This is a genomic window from Lentzea sp. NPDC020367 (assembly GCF_044387305.1).
In the GTDB taxonomy this organism is placed as follows: domain Bacteria; phylum Actinomycetota; class Actinomycetes; order Mycobacteriales; family Pseudonocardiaceae; genus Lentzea.
The window spans coordinates 862,005-879,475 of record NZ_JBIRVV010000003.1 but is presented as its reverse complement, the minus strand read 5'-3'; the positions used below and the strand labels follow the sequence as shown (position 1 = coordinate 879,475).

The 17,471-nt window shown below is 67.1% G+C and carries 14 protein-coding genes and 1 tRNA gene; 9 read left to right on the top strand and 6 right to left on the bottom strand.

Features of this window, described 5'->3' with window-relative positions:
- Positions 1-23: 23 nt before the first annotated feature.
- Entirely contained in the window at positions 24-1,271 is a 1,248-nt protein-coding gene (locus ACH413_RS16615; RefSeq protein ID WP_360047098.1) for a GH1 family beta-glucosidase, read from the bottom strand.
- Between the two features lie 82 nt (positions 1,272-1,353).
- Here ACH413_RS16615 and ACH413_RS16610 point away from each other — a divergent pair, with 82 nt between their 5' ends.
- Entirely contained in the window at positions 1,354-1,998 is a 645-nt protein-coding gene (locus ACH413_RS16610; RefSeq protein ID WP_396425002.1) for a TetR family transcriptional regulator, read from the top strand.
- On the opposite strand, the gene ACH413_RS16605 is transcribed toward ACH413_RS16610, so the two are convergent.
- Entirely contained in the window at positions 1,995-3,176 is a 1,182-nt protein-coding gene (locus tag ACH413_RS16605) for an amino acid deaminase/aldolase (protein ID WP_360047096.1), read from the bottom strand. The two genes, ACH413_RS16610 and ACH413_RS16605, sit on opposite strands and share 4 nt — an antisense overlap.
- Positions 3,177-3,262: 86 nt before the next feature.
- Between ACH413_RS16605 and ACH413_RS16600 the strand changes: the two genes are divergently transcribed.
- Positions 3,263-4,543 carry a D-arabinono-1,4-lactone oxidase gene (locus ACH413_RS16600; RefSeq protein ID WP_360047095.1) on the top strand — a complete coding sequence of 427 codons (1,281 nt, stop codon included), beginning with the start codon at positions 3,263-3,265 and terminating at the stop codon, positions 4,541-4,543.
- A gap of 450 nt (positions 4,544-4,993) precedes the next feature.
- Here ACH413_RS16600 and ACH413_RS16595 read toward each other — a convergent pair whose 3' ends face one another.
- The 4 genes from ACH413_RS16595 to ACH413_RS16580 form a co-directional block, all read right to left on the bottom strand.
- On the bottom strand, positions 4,994-5,650 hold the full coding sequence (locus ACH413_RS16595) for an NAD(P)H-binding protein (RefSeq protein ID WP_360047572.1): 657 nt from the start codon (positions 5,648-5,650) through the stop codon (positions 4,994-4,996).
- Between the two features lie 46 nt (positions 5,651-5,696).
- Positions 5,697-6,314, bottom strand: coding sequence for a hypothetical protein (locus tag ACH413_RS16590; protein ID WP_360047570.1), 618 nt, complete (start codon positions 6,312-6,314; stop codon positions 5,697-5,699).
- A 316-nt stretch (positions 6,315-6,630) separates the two neighbouring features.
- Positions 6,631-7,521, bottom strand: a complete 891-nt coding sequence (locus tag ACH413_RS16585; RefSeq protein ID WP_360047569.1) for an NADP-dependent oxidoreductase — start codon at positions 7,519-7,521, stop codon at positions 6,631-6,633.
- Positions 7,522-7,533: 12 nt separating this feature from the next.
- Positions 7,534-7,616: transfer RNA gene (locus ACH413_RS16580), tRNA-Leu, on the bottom strand.
- Between the two features lie 117 nt (positions 7,617-7,733).
- On the opposite strand from ACH413_RS16580, the gene ACH413_RS16575 reads away from it, so the two are divergent.
- From ACH413_RS16575 to pknB, 7 genes are read left to right on the top strand one after another with little or no spacing between them, the layout of a single operon-like run.
- Positions 7,734-8,999, top strand: coding sequence for a DUF3662 and FHA domain-containing protein (locus ACH413_RS16575; protein WP_360047567.1), 1,266 nt, complete (start codon positions 7,734-7,736; stop codon positions 8,997-8,999).
- A 51-nt stretch (positions 9,000-9,050) separates the two neighbouring features.
- Positions 9,051-9,512, top strand: coding sequence for an FHA domain-containing protein (locus ACH413_RS16570; protein ID WP_030465595.1), 462 nt, complete (start codon positions 9,051-9,053; stop codon positions 9,510-9,512).
- Complete coding sequence (locus ACH413_RS16565) at positions 9,509-10,954, top strand: PP2C family serine/threonine-protein phosphatase (RefSeq protein WP_360047566.1); 1,446 nt, start codon at positions 9,509-9,511, stop codon at positions 10,952-10,954. Before ACH413_RS16570 ends, ACH413_RS16565 begins: the two co-directional genes overlap by 4 nt.
- A gap of 3 nt (positions 10,955-10,957) precedes the next feature.
- Positions 10,958-12,430: an FtsW/RodA/SpoVE family cell cycle protein gene (locus ACH413_RS16560; protein ID WP_330271757.1), complete on the top strand. Its 1,473-nt coding sequence runs from the start codon at positions 10,958-10,960 to the stop codon at positions 12,428-12,430.
- The gene (locus tag ACH413_RS16555) at positions 12,427-13,899 is read left to right on the top strand and encodes a penicillin-binding protein 2 (protein ID WP_360047565.1); all 1,473 of its coding nucleotides are present in this window, start codon (positions 12,427-12,429) and stop codon (positions 13,897-13,899) included. Before ACH413_RS16560 ends, ACH413_RS16555 begins: the two co-directional genes overlap by 4 nt.
- Complete coding sequence (locus ACH413_RS16550) at positions 13,899-15,410, top strand: serine/threonine-protein kinase (RefSeq protein ID WP_360047563.1); 1,512 nt, start codon at positions 13,899-13,901, stop codon at positions 15,408-15,410. Before ACH413_RS16555 ends, ACH413_RS16550 begins: the two co-directional genes overlap by 1 nt.
- Positions 15,411-15,465: 55 nt before the next feature.
- Positions 15,466-17,466 carry a Stk1 family PASTA domain-containing Ser/Thr kinase gene (gene pknB, locus ACH413_RS16545; RefSeq protein WP_360047561.1) on the top strand — a complete coding sequence of 667 codons (2,001 nt, stop codon included), beginning with the start codon at positions 15,466-15,468 and terminating at the stop codon, positions 17,464-17,466.
- The last annotated feature ends 5 nt before the right edge of the window (positions 17,467-17,471 follow it).

The following is a 17,471-nucleotide window of genomic DNA, read 5'->3' as shown; positions in this document are numbered from 1 at the left end:
GCACCACCGGCTCAGCGAGGGCTTCACTCACCGCTGATCACCTTTCTGTACCAGTGGAACGAGTCGCGCGGCGTGCGTCGCTGCGTCTCGTAGTCGACCTGGACCAGGCCGAACCGCTGTGAATATCCGGCTTCCCACTCGAAGTTGTCGAGCAGCGACCACACGAAGTACCCGGAGACGTCCGCTGCCTGCGCGGCTTTGAGGTGTCCGTCGAGGTAGGAGATCCGGTCGGCGTCCGCGATCTCGTCGGGGAAGCTGCAACCGCTCTCGGTCACGTGCACCGGCGGCAGGCCGGGGTGTCGCTCACGCAGTGCGTTGATCATCTCGGTCAGCCCTGCCGGAACGATCGGCCAGCCGAAGCCGGTGAGCGGGTACTCGTCGATCTCCGCCAGTTCGAACGGCAGCGGGTTGCCCTCGGACGGCGCCCTGAGCCGCGTCGGGTTGTAGTAGTTCACGCCGTAGAAGTCGAGCGGCTGGTGGATCGTGGCCAGGTCACCATCGGCGATAGGCAGAAGGTCGGCGACTGCGTCGGGATATCGGCCCGACAACATGGGATCCGCGTAGATCCAGTTGTGAATTTCGCTGTAGGCCTCGGCGGCTGCTACGTCATTCGGCCCAACCGGCCAGGCCGGCGTGTGGTTGTTCGCCGTGCCAACCGCTTGCGCGTTGTACGAACGGAGCACGTCGACCGCACGGCCGTGAGCGAGATTCAGGTGGTGGGCGGTCGGCAACGCGTCGAAAAGCAGCGTCTTGCCGGGAGCGTGTTCACCGATCGCATAGCCCTGCAACGTCACCATCGCGGGTTCGTTGATCGGGATCCACAGCTTCACGCGGTCGGCGAGCCGGTCCGCGACCAGCGCCGTGTAGTCGGCGAACCGGTCGGCGATGTCCCGGTTCAGCCATCCGCCCTCCGCTTCCAGCTCCATGGGCGTGTCCCAGTGGTACAAAGTCACCACGGGGGCGATATCGATATCGACGAGCGCGTCGACCAGGCGGTCGTAGAAGTCGAGTCCCTCGGTGTTGACAGGTCCCTTGCCGGACGGCTGGATGCGCGGCCACGCGATCGAGAACCGATACGCGTTCACGCCGAGCTGCGCCATGAGCGCAACGTCCTCGCGCCACCGGTTGTAGTGGTCGCACGCAACGGAAGCGTCCTGGTTCTCGTGTACTGGAGAGAAGTCGTCCCACACGGAGGGGCCACGGCCGCCGGCGGTGAACGCGCCCTCGATCTGGAACGCGGACGTCGACACTCCCCAAAGGAAGTCGCTCATCGATCCTCCAAATGTGAAACTTGTTCGGATCGTAGGCGTGTTGACAGGTTCAGGGAAGTGAAAGAGCCGTACAACAGGCAAGATGGAAGTACCCGAACTACTGGGAGTCGCCGTGACGAGCACCACCCCGCTTCGCCGTCAGCCCGTCCAGCAGCGCAGCGCCAAGAGAGTCGAGCGCATGCTCGAGGCGTGCGCGACTCTCATCGACGAGGTGGGCTACGACGGCGTGACCACGACGTTGATCGCGGAGAGAGCGGGAGTGGCCGTCGGCTCGCTCTACCAGTTCTTCCCAGACAAGAGAGCCGTCGTGCAGGCACTGACGCTGCGCAACGTCGACAAGTTCTCCCAGGGCATCACCGAACGGCTCGAGCAGGCGACACTCGAGCACTGGTGGGACGCCGTGGACACGGTGTTCGACGTCTACGTGACGATGCACCGCGAGATCCCCGCGTTCGGGAAGCTGCACTTCGGTGACGTCGTGGACATGCGCCTGCTCGACGACCGCCGCGACAACAACGCCGTCATCTCCGACAAGATCTCGGAGCTGATCTCGGGCAAGTTCAGCATCCCGTTCGGCGAGGTGGGCCTGCCGATCGCGATCGCCGTCGAGGCCGCCGACGCCGTGCTGAAGATGGCCTTCCGCAACAACCCGAACGGCGACCAGGCGATCCTGATCGAGGCCAAGGCACTGGTCAGGGGCTACCTGTCGTCGCGCCTGCCGGCCTAGCCGAAGTTGCGGCGCTCGCCGCGGTACGTGGGCACGGTGCGCTCGATGCGGTCACCGTGCACCAGGTGCACCTCGTCGAACCGCTCGAACAGCTCGCCGGCCTTGGCGTGCCGCATCCAGACGCGGTCGCCGATCTTCAGCTGCTCCGCCGCCTTGCCGGTGACCGGCGTCTGCACCTCGCCCGCGCCTTCGAGGCCGAGCGTCTTCAGCCCTTCAGGCAGGTACGGCGACGGCTGGCGGTCGGGCGTCGGCGTGCCGGACGCGATGTAACCGCCGACGAAGAGCGTGGCGACCCGCTTGGTCGGCTTGCGCACCACCGACAACGCGAACAGCGCGGCGGGTTCCGGCTTGAAGCCCTGGTACCCGTCGAACAGGGTCGGCCCGAAGAGCCCGGACCCGGCCGCGAGCTCGGTGACCGACGGGTCGGACCCGGTCAGTTCCAGACTTCCGGTGCCACCACCGTTGACGAACTCCAGGTCGGCGACCTGCCGAACCGCACTGACCACGGCAGTCCTGCGCTGGATCAGCTCGGGCCCGGACTTGGACTGGATGAACCGGATCCCGAGCGCCCGCAGCGGCTGACCGGGCGGGTTGTCGCCGAGCCCGGCGATCTGCCCTTCGTACGCCATGACGCCGACCAGCTTGAAGCCCGCGCGTTGGGTGATCTTGCCGGCCAGCGCCTTGGCCTGCAGCGGCGTGTGGATCGACGACCGGCGCGGCCCGATGTGCACGCCCGGCAACGGCCGCCACGACACGTCCAGCTCCAGGCAGACCCGGATGTCGGCGTGCGGCCCGATGGCAGCGTCGACGAAGTCGAGGTGCTCGACCGAGTCGACCATGATCGTGACGCGCTGACGTGCGGTTTCGTTGGCCGCGAGCTTCTGCAACGACGCGCGGTCCGTAGTCGGATACGCCACGAGGAGGTCCTCGCTGACGTTCTGCTCCGACAACCACAGCGCCTCGGCCAGCGAGTAGCACATGACCCCGGCGTAACCGGGCCGTTCGAGCGCCCGGCTCACCAGGTCGCGCACCCGGATCGACTTGCTCGCCACCCGGATCGGATGACCGGCAGCGCGACGGGCGAGGTCCGCCGCGTTGTGGTCGAAGGCATCCAGGTCGACGATCGCGAACGGAGGATCCAGATCCTTCGTCGCGGCATCGAGTCGAGTTCTGCGCATGCTCTGACGGTACGTGCTGAACCCTTGAAACGTGAAGAGCTTTCACTTACGTTACTCGCAGGTCACACTCTCTCGTGGAGGTTCGCGTGTGGACGAACTGGGCTAAAACGGCTTCGTGCACGCCTACGCGCGTCGTCCGTCCGTCCAGCACGGACGAGATCGCCACGGCGGTCCTCTCCGCCTCCCGCGTACGAGCGCGAGGCAGCGGCCACTCGTTCAACGACATCGCCGTAGCGCCAGAAGTAGCACTCGACCTGGACCGATGGACGGGAATCGTACGCGCGGACGCGGAAACGGGCCTGGTAACAGTCCGCTCCGGCACTCCCCTCTGGGCCTTCAACGCCGACCTGCACCGCCTGGGCCTGGCAATGCCGAACCTGGGCGACATCGACGCCCAAACAGTCGCCGGCGCAGTCTCCACCTCAACCCACGGCACCGGCGGCAAACTGGGCGTACTAGCCACCGCAATCGTGGAACTCGAACTGGTCCTGGCCGACGGCTCGGTGGTGACCTGCAACCGCACCGAACGCCCAGACCTCTTCAACGCAGCACGGGTAGGCCTGGGCGCACTAGGCATCATCAGCACGCTAACTCTCCAGTGCGTCCCATCGTTCGTACTGCAAGCCCAGGAATCCCCAGGCCGCCTGGACGCCGTTCTAGAACAGTTCGACGACCTCTGCGCCATCGAGGACCACGTCGAGTTCCACTGGTTCACCCACTCAGACCGAGTGATCCTCAAGCGCAACAACAGGATCACCGACCCCGCCCGCCCACTCTCCAAGCTCAGGCAGGCCTGGGAGTACGAGGTGATGGAGAACGCAGCGTTCGGCGCGGTGACCAAGGTGGCCAAGACCTTCCCGCGCTACACCAAGCGCCTCAACGAACTCTGCGGCTCGCTGATCTCCGAACGGTCCTATTCGGACTACTCGCACAACGTCTTCGTGACCCCAAGACGAGTCCGCTTCGTGGAGACCGAGTTCTCCATCCCCCGCGAAACCCTGATGGACGTGATCGGCGAACTCCGCGCCGTAGCGAACAAACTGGGCGAACGCGACCACCTCATCGTCCCGTGCGAAGTACGCATCGCCCAGGCAGACGACATCTGGCTCTCCACGGCAAACGGCCGAGACACCGCATACATCTCAATGCACCAGGCACTAGGCATGCAGTACAAGGCGTTCTTCGACGCGTACGCAAGCATCGCGGCGTCGGTAGGCGGCCGCCCACACTGGGGCAAGATGCACGACCTCACCGCAACCGAGCTCCGCCCGCTGTACCCGCACTTCGACGACTTCCTACGGGTACGGGACGAGGTCGATCCGGGCAGGACGTTCACCAACGCCTACCTGGACCGCGTACTCGGCTAACAACCAGCCACCCGCGAAGCCGAAGGCGAGCCGTCTTTACCAAGCGGGCTGGGCGGTGGGGTCCCGTCACGAGTCGCGCCACAGCTCTTGCTGCATGTGAAGAGGAGGGTCAAGTCGACACGCTTTTCGTCGACTTGACCCTCCTCTTCACATGTGGCCCGCTCTTGGCTCGGCTCGTGACGGGACCCCACCGCCAACGCACACATCTACGCAACAGGCAGCCGCCCAACGCAACAGGCGTGCCATCAACCCGCGAGTGGCGCGGACCCCCCGATCAGATTGCCGGGGGTCTGGGGGCAGAGCCCCCAGGGGAAGCACGCAACGCAACCCGGCCGCCCGCAAGGTGACCCACCCGCAAGGTCGCGGATCGCAAGAACGCGCACGCTGACGCAGGGGTCCCCCCGATCTGGGAACCCCTACATCACAACGTACTCAGAGGGTCCGACAAGATCAGAGAACAGCCCGAACAGCCTCAGCAACGGGAGTTTCCCCGTTGACCAACTCAAGCGTCTTCCCAACAGTCCCAGGCGCCCCGAGCAACTCCGCCAACACAGCAGCAACATCAGCCCGGGTAACAGAAGCCCGAGGCAACCGAGGCGCAGCCAACGTGACCAGCCCAGTAGCCGGATCGTCAACCAACGGCCCAGGCCGCAGGATCGTCCAATCCAGATCCCGAGCCTTCAAATCATCCTCGGCCAACTTCTTGGCCTTGAGATACACCGCGAACTCAGGATCCACCGAAGGCGAGTCAGCAGCCTCAATCCCCACGGTGGAAACCTGGACAAACCGCCGCACCCCAGCCTCCACAGCAGCAGAAGCGAAGAGCGCAGCGGCCCCGTAGTCCACGGTGTCCTTGCGGGCGGCACCAGATCCGGCACCAGCTCCAGCGGCGAACACAGCCGCGTCAGCACCGTTCAAATACGCGGCGACCGAGTCCAGATCAGCGGACTCCAGGTCGCACAACACCGGAACGGCTCCGGCTTCCTGCACGTCACCAAAATGATCGGGGTTCCGGACCAGCGCGGTGGCGGCGTCTCCACGGGTGGCCAGCTGCTGCTCGAGAAGCAGCGCGATCTGCCCGTGTCCGCCGGCTATTACTACTCGCATGACCCGACCGTAGATCAGTGAGGCGTGGCCAGCACGACTCGGCGGATCAGGACGCGGTGGCGAGCACCTGCTCGTAGACCAGTTCGTTGACCCAGCGGGTGATGGCGGTGTCCTCGGAGGGCACGTTCTCCTGGCGGCCGGACACGTCGACCGAGAGGTCCTTCTCGTCGTCGGCCAGCAGGACGGAGACGCCGTAGCGGCGGACGCGCGGCAGGCAGTTCGCGAGGTAGTCGTGCGAGAACGCGACCGACTCCGGGAGGACGACCGCGGCGTTGCCGTAGCGGGCGAAGGGGACGGCGGAGGCCAGCGCGGTGCGCCAGTGGCGGGCGACGGCCAGGACGCCGACGATGCGCACGGCGGCCGGCGGGACGCGGCCTTCCATCTCCGGCCACACCCACGTGGAGACGGTGGTCTTGTCGGCCTCAGGGCCCGCACCCACGCACACGCGCTCGGCGTGGGCATCGGCCAGGAGTTCGGCCACGACGACGACCTTGCGGCCCATCAGGACCATTTCGGGGAGAACCACGCCGTGCCAGCCGAGGCGGATCGCCGCAGCGGCTGCCAACTCCTCGACGGACGCGGGCAGTTCCGGAACCGGGACCGGGGTGGTCGACAGACCGCTCGAGCTGTCGAGTGCCGCGATCCTTGCTGGGGTGCTGCTCACGCCAGTGCCTCCTCGTCACCCGCGGCGGGAGATCCGCCGCGTTTCGACTCGTGCTCTGGATAAAGAATTAGCAGTAAGCGCGCGGCCCGCCCCCAGGCCACAGGACCCCCTGCGATCGACGGCGCCGACCGGTCGGTGACCGGTCGAGGAGTGGCGAGGAGAGTTCGGTCCTACGGTGCTGCCGTCTGGGTGACGTTAATCCGTATGGACGCACCAAAAGACCTGCTCAGGGTGTGTGCGCCAGGCGTGGGGGCAAAAAGCCGGTCAGCGGTACCGGTCACCGTCCGTCGACCGTTCACCGCGCCAGAACGACCACCTACATGATGATCACGGTCTTGCCAGGCTTGTGACCTGCGAAAACATCGGTCGCCTCGCGCAACGGCACGCGCCGGGCGATCGGTACTTCCAGGTCCCCCGCCTGCACCATCGACGCCAGGCGCACCAACGTTTCGCGCGAGCCCTTCATGCCGAAGTTCTGCGCCTGATCTGCGGAAACGTAGTTGGTGTTGAAGGCCAGCGGCGCATAGCGCGCGTTCGCCTCGAACGACGAACGGTCGGCGCTGACGAGGTCGATCAGGGCGTCGGCCTCGACGAGGGAGTCGCCGCGGCCGATCGGGATGACCCGCTTGCCCGCCGCACGGGCGATCTGGACCGCGAACGACCCCACCCCACCGGAAGCACCGACGATCAACACGGATTCCGCGGTCCCGAGCGACTCGACCAACTGCAAAGCGGTCATTCCCGCGGTCGGCAATGCGGCGGCGACGGCGGGATCCATGTCGTCCGGCAACGGAGCCAACGCGTTCCCGGCCGGAACTGTGACGTACTCGGCGTATGTTCCGGCGCCGACGGGACGGTGGAAGAACGTGCCGAAAATCCTCTCTCCGGAACCTTCCACCTCACCCGCACCATCAGTTCCGGGAACCAACGGGAACTGATGAGGCGCGGAACTCCGGAGCATCCCGTTCACGACTTTGCGGTCGAAGGGGTTCACGCTCGCCGCGAACAACCGCACCTTCAACTCGTTCGGGCCCGCCACCGGCTCCGGAACCTCGACCAGCTCGAGCTCCGCACCGAAATCCGCCGCCGCTATCGCCCACATGCCGACCCCCGAACGAGTGACAGACATCACCTGTTGGATCAAGGAATCCGATACTGCCGTTCCAACGAAAGAACCCCCCTCGCGATTCCGCGAGGAGGGTTCCATCTGTCTTTTCTATGGGCAAGGGGGGAGTTGAACCCCCACGTCCTTTCGGACACACGGACCTGAACCGTGCGCGTCTGCCATTCCGCCACTTGCCCCTGGAGACGTTGGAAACACTAGCACGCGCCCAAACCAGGTTCCTAATCGCCCCCTGTAGGAGCGGTCGTACCCGGATACGATCGGTACAGGAGCCCGGCCGAGCGGAAGGAGTCGACATGGGCCTGCAACGCTTCGAGCGCAAGCTCGAAGGTCTCGTCGGCAACACCTTCGCGCGCGTGTTCGGCGGCAGCGTTGTGCCCCAAGAGGTGGCACAGGCACTGCAACGGGAGGGTGACAGCAACATCCGCGAGCTCGCGGGTGGCAGACTGCTAGCCCCCAACCACTACAAGGTGCTCCTCGGACCTCAGGACCACGAACGTCTTGCGGGCGACGAGCAGGATGAACTACGCATCACACAGCTTCTCGCAGAGGGCCTGCGAGAGCACCTGGCCGAGTCCGGATGGGATACCTATGGTGACGTCGTAGTCTCCCTGGAGCGCTCCGAGGCGCTGCACACCGGACAGTTCCGAACCAGCTCGTCCGTCGACCCCGACGTGAAAGCGGCCAGCCGACGGTCAGCACCACCTCGCACCGCAGGAGACCGATCCATGAGCCAGCCACCCGGCTACGGACAAGGACAGGGCCAGCCCGGCCAGGACCCTTATGGTCAGGGCGGCTACGGCCAGCAGGGCTACGACCAGCAGCAGCAGGGCTATGACCAGCAGGGTTATGGCCAGCAGCAGGGTTACGGCCAGCAAGGACAAGACCAGGGCTACGGCCAGCAGCAGGGCTATGGCCAGCAGGGCTACGACCAGGGTTACGGCCAGCAGCAGGGCTATGGCCAGGACCAGGGTTACGGCCAGCAGCAGCAGGGCTACGACCAGGGTTACGCAGGCGGTGGCCAGCAGGGCTACGGCCAGGACCAGGGTTATGGCCAGCAGCAGGGCTACGGCCAGCAGGGCTACGACCAGGGTTACGCCGGCGGCGGCCAGCAGGGCGGCGGCGGTTACGACCAGGGTTACGGCCAGCAGCCGGCCGGCGGTTATGACCAGGGTTACGGCCAGCAGCAGGGCTACGGCCAGCAGGGCGGCTACGACCAGGGCTACAACCAGGGCGGATACGCCCCGCCGGCGACCCAGGGCGCCAACCGTCAGCTCAACGCGACGTTGCACCTCGACGACGGTTCCAACCGCACGTACAACCTGAAGCAGGGTGGAAACGTCGTAGGACGTGGGCAGGAAGCCGACTTCCGCCTCCCGGACACCGGAGTCTCCAGGCGCCACCTGGAAATTTCGTGGGACGGGCAGAATGCGATGCTCGCTGATCTCGGTTCGACCAACGGCACCACGGTGAACGGCACGCCAGTGCAGACTTGGCAGCTCGCGGAGGGCGACGTCGTCCGCATCGGCCACTCGTCGCTGGTTTTCCGCACCGCGGGCTAGAGGTCGACACGGGCGTCGGTAAGCAACTCAAGGCAGGAGCGGTTACAACCGGTGCCAGAGCTGGTGATGCAGCTGACCAGAGCGGGCTTTCTCGTGCTCCTCTGGCTCTTTGTGCTGGCCGCCCTACGTGTGGTCCGCTCTGATCTCTACGCAGCCTCAGGGCTCCGGGCTTCAGGTCTGCCCGGTTTCCGGAGGTCCGAGAAGTCGGCGAGGGGAAGCAAGGCGCCTCGGCAACTCGTGGTCACCCACGGGGCGCTGACCGGCACCCGAATCTCACTCGACGGCAGGCCGATCCTGATCGGCCGTGCTGACGACTCCACTCTCGTGCTGGACGACGACTTCGCGTCGACCAGGCACGCGAGGCTGTCCATGCGCGGCACCGACTGGTACGTGGAGGATCTCGGCTCCACGAACGGCACCTACCTAGACCGAGCCAAGGTCACCGCACCCCTGCGCGTACCTCTCGGCACCCCGATCCGCATTGGCAAAACGGTGATCGAGCTGCGCTCATGACCTTGGTTCTTCGATACGCGGCCCGAAGCGACAGGGGCCTGGTTCGCAACAACAACCAGGACTCCGTGTACGCGGGCCCCCGCCTGCTCGCAGTAGCCGACGGCATGGGTGGCCACGCCGCCGGTGAGGTCGCGAGCAAGGTGGTCATCGCCTCGCTGGCCCACGTCGACGACGACGAGCCGGGCGACGACCTCCTCGGCAAGCTGCGCGACGCGGTCGCGAGTGGCAACGGCGCCATCTCCGAGCTCGTGACGAGCGACCCGGACCTGGAGGGCATGGGCACCACGCTCACGGCCATCCTGTTCGCGGGCAACCGTCTCGGGCTCGTGCACATCGGCGACTCGCGCGCGTACCTCCTGAGGGAGGGCTCCTTCGCGCAGATCACGCACGACGACACGTTCGTCCAGTCGTTGATCGACGAGGGCCGGATCACCCCGGACGAGGCCGCCACGCACCCGCAACGCTCGTTGCTGCTGCGCGCCCTCACCGGGCACGACTTCGAGCCCAGCCTCACGGTGCGCGAAGCGCGTGCCGGCGACCGGTTCCTGCTCTGCTCGGACGGTCTGTCCGGTGTCGTGAGCCTGGAGACGCTCGACGAGGCGATCCGCATCCCGGACCCGCAGGCCTGCGCGGACCGGATGATCGAGCTCGCGCTCAAGGGCGGCGGTCCCGACAACGTCACGGTCATCGTGGCGGACGTCCAGGACGTCGCTTTCGGCGACGACTACCCGATCGTCGGCGGCGCGGCCGGTGACGGCAGCGAGGACCACACTCCTCCGCCGGACTCCGCGGCCTCGCGAGCGGCGACGATCACGCAGCAGCGCCCGCCCATGCAGCAACGCATGGACGCGCCTCCCCCGCCCCCGCAGGACCCGAAGCGCAAGAAGCGCAGCGCCATCAAGGCGTTCGCGATCATCTTCGTGCTGCTCCTGCTGACCGCGGTGGTGGCTGTCGGCGGCAAGCTGTGGCTCAACACCCAGTACTACGTCGGCGCCACCGAGGACGGCCAGGTCGCGATCTTCCGCGGCCTCAACGGCAGCGTCATCGGCTTCAAGCTGTCGTCCAAGGTCGAGGACTCCTGCCCGCCCGGATCCACGGGCTGCACCCCGATCACGCTGAAGGACCTGCAGGAAGCCGGTCGCAAGACCATCACCGCGGGCATCCGCAGCGACAACGGCCTCGACGGCGCCCGCGCCGCGGTCCGGTTGCTGCGCACCGAGCACATGCTGCCGCTGTGCAAGGACACCTCGTCGACGTCGACCAGCTCGACGCCCACGACGACGCCGTCCACGCCGAGCAGCAGCACCTCGAGCAGTGCTTCGAGCAGTGCGTCCAGCACGCCGCCCGCGAACGGTTCCCCGAACCCGGAGACCGGTTCCACCGAGCCTTCGCTCACCCCCTCCCAGCAAAAGCCGGGTGTGGAATGCCGGGAGGGTCCGTAGTTGATGGGCTCGCCCGTCCCCTCCGGGGAAGGTTCACCAGGTGCGTCGGCGGCGACCAACACGTCGCCAGGCCTGAAGGCGCCGACGCGACGCGGCACCGAACTGGTGATGCTGTCGTTCGCCGCCGGTCTCGTGACGCTCGCTCTCATCCTGGTCGAACTGAACCAGGAGCGCTCGCTGAGCCTGAGGATCCTCTACCTCGGTCTCGCGTACCTCGGACTCTTCGCTTGTGCCCACCTCGCCGTGCGCAGGTGGGCGCCGTACGCCGACCCGGCGATCCTGCCGTGCGTCGCGCTGCTCAACGGGCTCGGCCTGGTGGTCATCCACCGGATCGACCTGGCTCTCGAGGGCACCGTCTTCCCGGACGGCTCGACCTGGGACCCGGTGGCCTTCAAGCAGGTCATCTGGACCGGCATCGGGTTGTTGCTGTTCGCGGCCACGCTGAAGTTCCTGCCCGACCACCGGATGCTCGCGCGGTTCGGCTACACGTTCGGCCTCGTCGGACTGGTCGCGCTGCTGCTTCCCGGTGTGCTGCCCGGTTTCATCGCGCCGACGATCAACGGCGCGAAGATCTGGCTGCGCATCGGACCGTTGTCCATCCAGCCGGGTGAGTTCGCCAAGATCCTGCTGATGGTCTTCTTCGCCGCGTTCCTCGTGTCGAAGCGGGACCTCTTCACCGTGGCGGGCCGCCGGTTCCTCGGCATGGACCTGCCCCGTGCCCGTGACCTAGGCCCGCTGTTCGCGGCCTGGGGCGTCACGGTCGCGGTCATGGTGCTGCAGAAGGACCTCGGCTCGTCGCTGCTGTTCTTCGGCATCGTGCTCGTGCTGCTCTACATCGCCACCGAACGCGCGGCGTGGGTCGTTCTCGGCCTCGGCATGTTCTCCGGTGGCGCGATCATCGCGTGGAAGCTGTTCACGCACGTCCAGCAGCGCGTGGCGAACTGGCAGGACCCGATCGCGCGCTACGACGTGGTCGGCGGTGGCTACCAGATCTCGCAGTCGCTGTTCGCTCTCGCGACCGGCGGCATCGGCGGCGCGGGTCTCGGCGCCGGCCGTCCGGAGATGATCCCCGAGGCGAACACCGACTTCATCACCGCCGTGATCGGCGAGGAGCTCGGCTTCGTCGGCTTCGCGGCGTTGCTGCTGGTCTACATGGTCTTCGCGTTGCGCGGCCTGCGCGGCGCCATCGCCGTGCGCGACAGCTTCGGCAAGCTCCTGGGCGGCGGTCTCGCGTTCGCGGTCTGCTTCCAGGTGTTCATCGTCGTCGGCGGTATCACCAAGCTGATCCCGATGACGGGTATCACCGCGCCGTTCCTGTCCTACGGCGGTTCTTCCCTTCTCGCGAACTACATCCTGGTCGCGTTGCTACTGCGAATTTCTGCGGCGGCCAGGGCCCCGCAGCGGGTCGCGAAGCCGAAACCGCAACAACCGGCTATCGCCGACCAGCACACTGTGATGGTGGAGCGTCCCAAATGAACACACCGCTCCGCCGCGTCGGCATGGCCATGATGGTGATGATCCTGCTTCTGCTGGGCAACGCCACGTGGGTGCAGGTGATCAACGCCGACGAGTGGCGCAAGAACGCCTACAACCGCCGGGTGCTGCTCGACGAGTACGCCCGCAAGCGCGGTCTGATCACGGTCGCCGACGGCACGGTGATCGCGGACGTCAAGGAGACGAGCGACCGTCTCCGGTTCCTGCGCACCTACAACAACGGACCGGTGTACGCACCGGTCACCGGCTACCTCTCGGTCACCTACGGCACCTCCGGCATGGAGCGCGCCGAGAACGACCTCCTCAACGGCTCGGACGACAGGCTGTTCGCGCGCCGGGTCTCCGCGTTGATCACCGGTCGTGACCCGGTCGGCGGCAACGTGCAGCTCACCCTGAACGCCAAGGTGCAGCAGACCGCGTACGACCAGCTGACGGCGAAGGGCTTCACCGGCTCGGTCGTCGCGATCAAGCCGGACACCGGCGAGATCCTCGCGATGGCGAGCACGCCGTCCTACGACCCGAACCTGCTCGCGAGCCACGACGTGAACGAGCAGGCGTCGGCGTGGAAGCAGCTCACCGCCAAGGACTCGAACGACCCGCTGGTCAACCGCGCGACGCAGGCCCTCTACCCGGCCGGCTCGACGCTGAAGGTCGTCGTCGCGGCGGCGGCGCTCGCCGACGGCAAGAACAAGGACACGCAGTACACCGCCAAGGGATCGATCACGCTGCCGGGCAGCCAGACCCAGCTGCCGAACTTCAACGGCACCCCGTGCGGCCCCGGCGAGACGGTGCCGATGGAGACCGCGCTCGCCAAGTCGTGCAACACGGCGTTCGGTGAGATGGCGGGCCAGCTCGGCGCGAACAAGCTGCGCAGGCAGGCGGAGAAGTTCGGCTTCAACGACCCCGACCTCGCGGTGCCGCTGGTCGTCGAGACCTCGACGCTCGGCCCGATCCCCGACGACGCGTCGCTCTACCAGACCGGCATCGGCCAGCGCGACGTGCAGATCACGCCGCTGGAGAACGCGGTGGTGGCGGCGACGATCGCGAACAACGGCAAGCGCATGCAGCCGTACCTGGTGTCGAAGATCCTCGGCCCGGACCTGAAGTCGATCGACGACACCTCGCCCGACGAGGTCGACACCGCGATGAGCACGGCCAACGCCAACGCCCTGCGCGACATGATGATCCAGTCCGAGATCAACACCGGTGGCGAGGGCCGTCTGCAGAACGTGCAGGTGGCGTCGAAGACCGGTACCGCCGAGCACGGCACCGACGCGCTGAAGAACAACCCGCACGCCTGGTACATCGCGTTCGCGCCGGCGCAGAAGCCGGAGATCGCGATCGCGGTCATCGTGGAGGACGGTGGCGACCGCGGTCTGGGTGCCACCGGCGGCAAGGTCGCGGCCCCGATCGGGCGCGCCGTGATGAACGCGTACCTGGCAGGCCGCTGATGCTGACCAAGGGCCAGCTCCTCGCCGACCGCTACCGCCTGAGCAGGCGGATCGCGGTCGGCGGCATGGGCGAGGTCTGGGAAGCCGCGGACGACCGGCTCGACCGCCGCGTCGCGGTGAAGGTGCTCAAGGCGGAGCTCTCCGGAGACCCCGAGTTCCTGCACCGGTTCCGCGTCGAGGCGCGGATGACCGCGTCGCTGAACCACCCCGGCATCGCGTCGGTGCACGACTACGGCGAGACCGCGTCCGTCACCGACGGGCCGGAGGACACGGCGTACCTGGTGATGGAACTCGTCGAGGGCGAACCGCTCGCGACGATCATCTCCCGCGGCCGGTTGACCGCCGAGGTGACGCTCGACCTGCTGGAGCAGACCGGGAACGCGTTGCAGGCGGCCCACGAACGCGGGCTCGTGCACCGCGACGTGAAGCCCGGCAACATCATGGTCACGCCGTCGGGGAAGGTGAAGATCACCGACTTCGGCATCGCGAAGGCCGTGGACGCGGCACCCGTGACGCGGTCCGGCATGGTGATGGGCACCGCGCACTACATCGCTCCCGAGCAGGCACTTGGGGGCGAGGCCGAACCGGCGAGCGATGTTTACTCGTTGGCAGTGTGTGGCTACGAGTGCCTGGCCGGTCACCGGCCGTTTCTTTCGGACAACGCGGTGACCGTCGCGATGATGCACATCCGCGACATCGCGCCGCCGTTGCCGCCGGACGTTCCGCCTGGTGCGCGGGCGTTGATCGAGGCGACGCTGGTGAAGGACCCGCGGCAGCGCTACCGGACCGGCGGAGAGTTCGCCGCGGCCGTCAGCGCGGTGCGGGTGGGTCAGCCGCTGCCGACGCCGTCCGGGTTCACGATGCCTCCGGTGATTCCGCAGCAGGTGCAGGTGCAGGCGCCACCACCTCCGCCCCAGGTGTCGCAGCCGCTGCAGATTCCACCGCAGATGGCGCACCACCCGGGAGGACCGGGGCGTCCCAACACCCATCCGGCGATGCAGCCGGCGCACCAGACGGGCATGCAGCCGGTGCACCAAACCGGAATGCAACCGGTGCACCAAACCGGAACGTTCACTCCCATGCCGACACCACCGGGGAGAAACCGGACCGGCGTCTGGGTTATGGTCGCTCTCCTGGTGGCAGTGCTGCTGATCCTTGGCGTGTTCCTCCTGTGGAAGTTCACCGTCAAGCAGAACGACAGCACCGGGCAAGGCGGCAGGCCGACGACGTCCAGCTCGGCGAACTCGAACGCCCCGGCGAACGGTCAGGCGAAGCCCGACTCCGCCGACCGGATTCCGGGCAGTTCGCCGAAGCGGATCAACGAGGACGACTACATCGGCCGTTCCGGCGACGAGGTCAGCATCGCGCTGATCGATCAAGGCTTTGAACCCAAGGTGCAGAGCGCGCAGGGCACGCCGCCGGGCGACTTGAAGAAGTGCCGAGTCACCGCCATCGCGCCCACAGGCGATGTGCCGGTCGGCTCGCAGGTGAAGGTGACGTGCGCGCCATGAGCAACACAAGAACCGAGTTCGGAACACCGTCGACGAGGAGCGGGACGAAGCACCGATGAGCACTCCGCGACTGCTCTCAAACCGCTACGAACTGGGCGAGACTCTCGGGTACGGCGGCATGTCCGAGGTCCACAAGGGGCGGGACGTCCGCCTCGGCAGAGACGTGGCGATCAAGGTGCTGCGAGCCGACCTCGCCCGTGACGCCCAGTTCCAGGAAAGGTTCAAGCGCGAGGCCCAGAACTCGGCCGCCCTGAACCACCCGGCGATCGTCGCGGTGTACGACACCGGCGAGACGCAGACCGAGTACGGCCCGCTGCCGTACATCGTGATGGAGTTCGTCGACGGCCGGACACTGCGTGACATCGTGAAGACGCAGGGCCCGCTGTCGGGCAAGCGCGCGATGGAGGTCATGGCCGACGTCTCGGCCGCGCTCGACTTCAGCCACCGGCACGGGATCGTCCACCGCGACGTGAAGCCGGCGAACGTGATGATCACCAAGTCCGGCGCCGTGAAGGTGATGGACTTCGGCATCGCCCGTGCGCTGCACGACGGTCAGGCCGCGGTCACCCAGACCGCCGCGGTGATCGGCACGGCCCAGTACCTGTCGCCGGAGCAGGCGCGCGGTGAGTCCGTCGACGGCCGTTCCGACGTCTACGCGGCCGGTTGCGTGCTGTTCGAACTGCTGACCGGCGAGCCCCCGTTCACCGGTGACTCTCCCGTCGCGGTCGCGTACCAGCACGTGCGGGAAGACCCGAAGGCTCCGTCGCAGCTCAACCCGAAGGTGTCGCCGCAGCTCGACGCGATCGTGCTGAAGGCGATGTCGAAGGGTCCGGCGAACCGCTACCAGTCGGCCGCGGAGATGCGCGCCGACCTGGTGCGCGTGCTGTCGGGTCAGCGCCCGTCCGCGCCGGCCGTGATGACGGCCGAGGACCGCACCGCCGTGATGAACGAGCAGGCGGCGCGTTCACCGCGCACGCAGGTCGTGTCCGGCGGAAGGCACCGCCCGGCGGCGTTGAAGTCGGAGCCGGACGACGACTACGACCCGATCGCCGACGAGGAAGAAGAGCGTCGCGCGAGGCGCAAGAAGGCCATCATGGTCACGTTGGTGGTGATCCTGTGCGTGGCCGTGCTCGGCCTCGCCGCGTGGATCACCGCGAACGTCATGAACTCCGGCAACGAGGCGACGGAGAAGGTCCCCGTCCCGTCGATCGTGGGCCTGAGCCCCGTGGAAGCCTCGGAGAAGATCACGAAGGCCGGCCTCGTGCCGTCCCAGGAGACGGTGGCCTGCGAGCCCGGTCCGAACGGCGCCGCGGCGAAGTGCACGGCCGACCAGATCAACAAGGTGATCGGCACGAACCCGCCGGAGGGCACCCAGGTGGCCAAGGGCGGGCAGGTCACCATCTCCGTCGGCGCGCCTCCCGGCGAGGGCGTCGCCCCCGACCTGAAGGGCAAGACCCCGCAGGAGGCCCAGGCGATCCTGGACAAGGATCCCAACGGCTTCAAGCTGCAGCAGAGCGACCAGACCACCGAGGTCGACGACGCGACCAAGGTCGGCAAGGTCGCTTCGCAGAACCCCGACGTCGGCGTGAAGCTGAAGAAGGGTGGCACGATCACCATCCAGCTCGGCAGGGCGCCGGAGAAGCAGAACGTGCCGAACGTCGTCGGTGACGACCAGGCCGACGCGCGCCAGACGCTGGAGGGTTCGGGCTTCAAGGTCGTCATCGAACCGACCGACAGCGCCAAGCCCGAGGGTCAGGTCCTCTCGCAGACCCCGGCGCCGAACAGCAAGGCCGCCAAGGACACGACGGTGACGCTGAAGGTCTCGAAGGGCAACCAGATCGAGATGCCCGACCTGAACGGCCTGACCGAGAACGAGGCGTCGAACAAGCTGAAGTCGCTGGGCTGGAACGGAAACCTCAACGTCCAGGAACAGCAGGTCGGCAGCCCGGATCAGAACAGGAAGATCCAGTCGCAGAACCCGGCCAAGGGCTCCGCGATCACCAAGGGGTCGACGGTGACGATCACCGTCGGCAAGTTCGGGATCATCACGTCGTAAAGCGC

What these genes read in the sequence shown, in the direction of transcription:
- ACH413_RS16605 (WP_360047096.1), bottom strand. Translation starts at nt 3,176, where the DNA reads ATGCGCAGAACTCGACTCGATGCCGCGACGAAGGATCTGGATCCTCCG.
- ACH413_RS16615 (WP_360047098.1), bottom strand. Translation starts at nt 1,271, where the DNA reads ATGAGCGACTTCCTTTGGGGAGTGTCGACGTCCGCGTTCCAGATCGAG.
- pknB (WP_360047561.1), top strand. Translation starts at nt 15,466, where the DNA reads ATGAGCACTCCGCGACTGCTCTCAAACCGCTACGAACTGGGCGAGACT.
- ACH413_RS16560 (WP_330271757.1), top strand. Translation starts at nt 10,958, where the DNA reads ATGGGCTCGCCCGTCCCCTCCGGGGAAGGTTCACCAGGTGCGTCGGCG.
- ACH413_RS16555 (WP_360047565.1), top strand. Translation starts at nt 12,427, where the DNA reads ATGAACACACCGCTCCGCCGCGTCGGCATGGCCATGATGGTGATGATC.
- ACH413_RS16550 (WP_360047563.1), top strand. Translation starts at nt 13,899, where the DNA reads ATGCTGACCAAGGGCCAGCTCCTCGCCGACCGCTACCGCCTGAGCAGG.
- ACH413_RS16585 (WP_360047569.1), bottom strand. Translation starts at nt 7,521, where the DNA reads ATGGAACCCTCCTCGCGGAATCGCGAGGGGGGTTCTTTCGTTGGAACG.
- ACH413_RS16610 (WP_396425002.1), top strand. Translation starts at nt 1,354, where the DNA reads ATGGAAGTACCCGAACTACTGGGAGTCGCCGTGACGAGCACCACCCCG.
- ACH413_RS16575 (WP_360047567.1), top strand. Translation starts at nt 7,734, where the DNA reads ATGGGCCTGCAACGCTTCGAGCGCAAGCTCGAAGGTCTCGTCGGCAAC.
- ACH413_RS16565 (WP_360047566.1), top strand. Translation starts at nt 9,509, where the DNA reads ATGACCTTGGTTCTTCGATACGCGGCCCGAAGCGACAGGGGCCTGGTT.
- ACH413_RS16595 (WP_360047572.1), bottom strand. Translation starts at nt 5,650, where the DNA reads ATGCGAGTAGTAATAGCCGGCGGACACGGGCAGATCGCGCTGCTTCTC.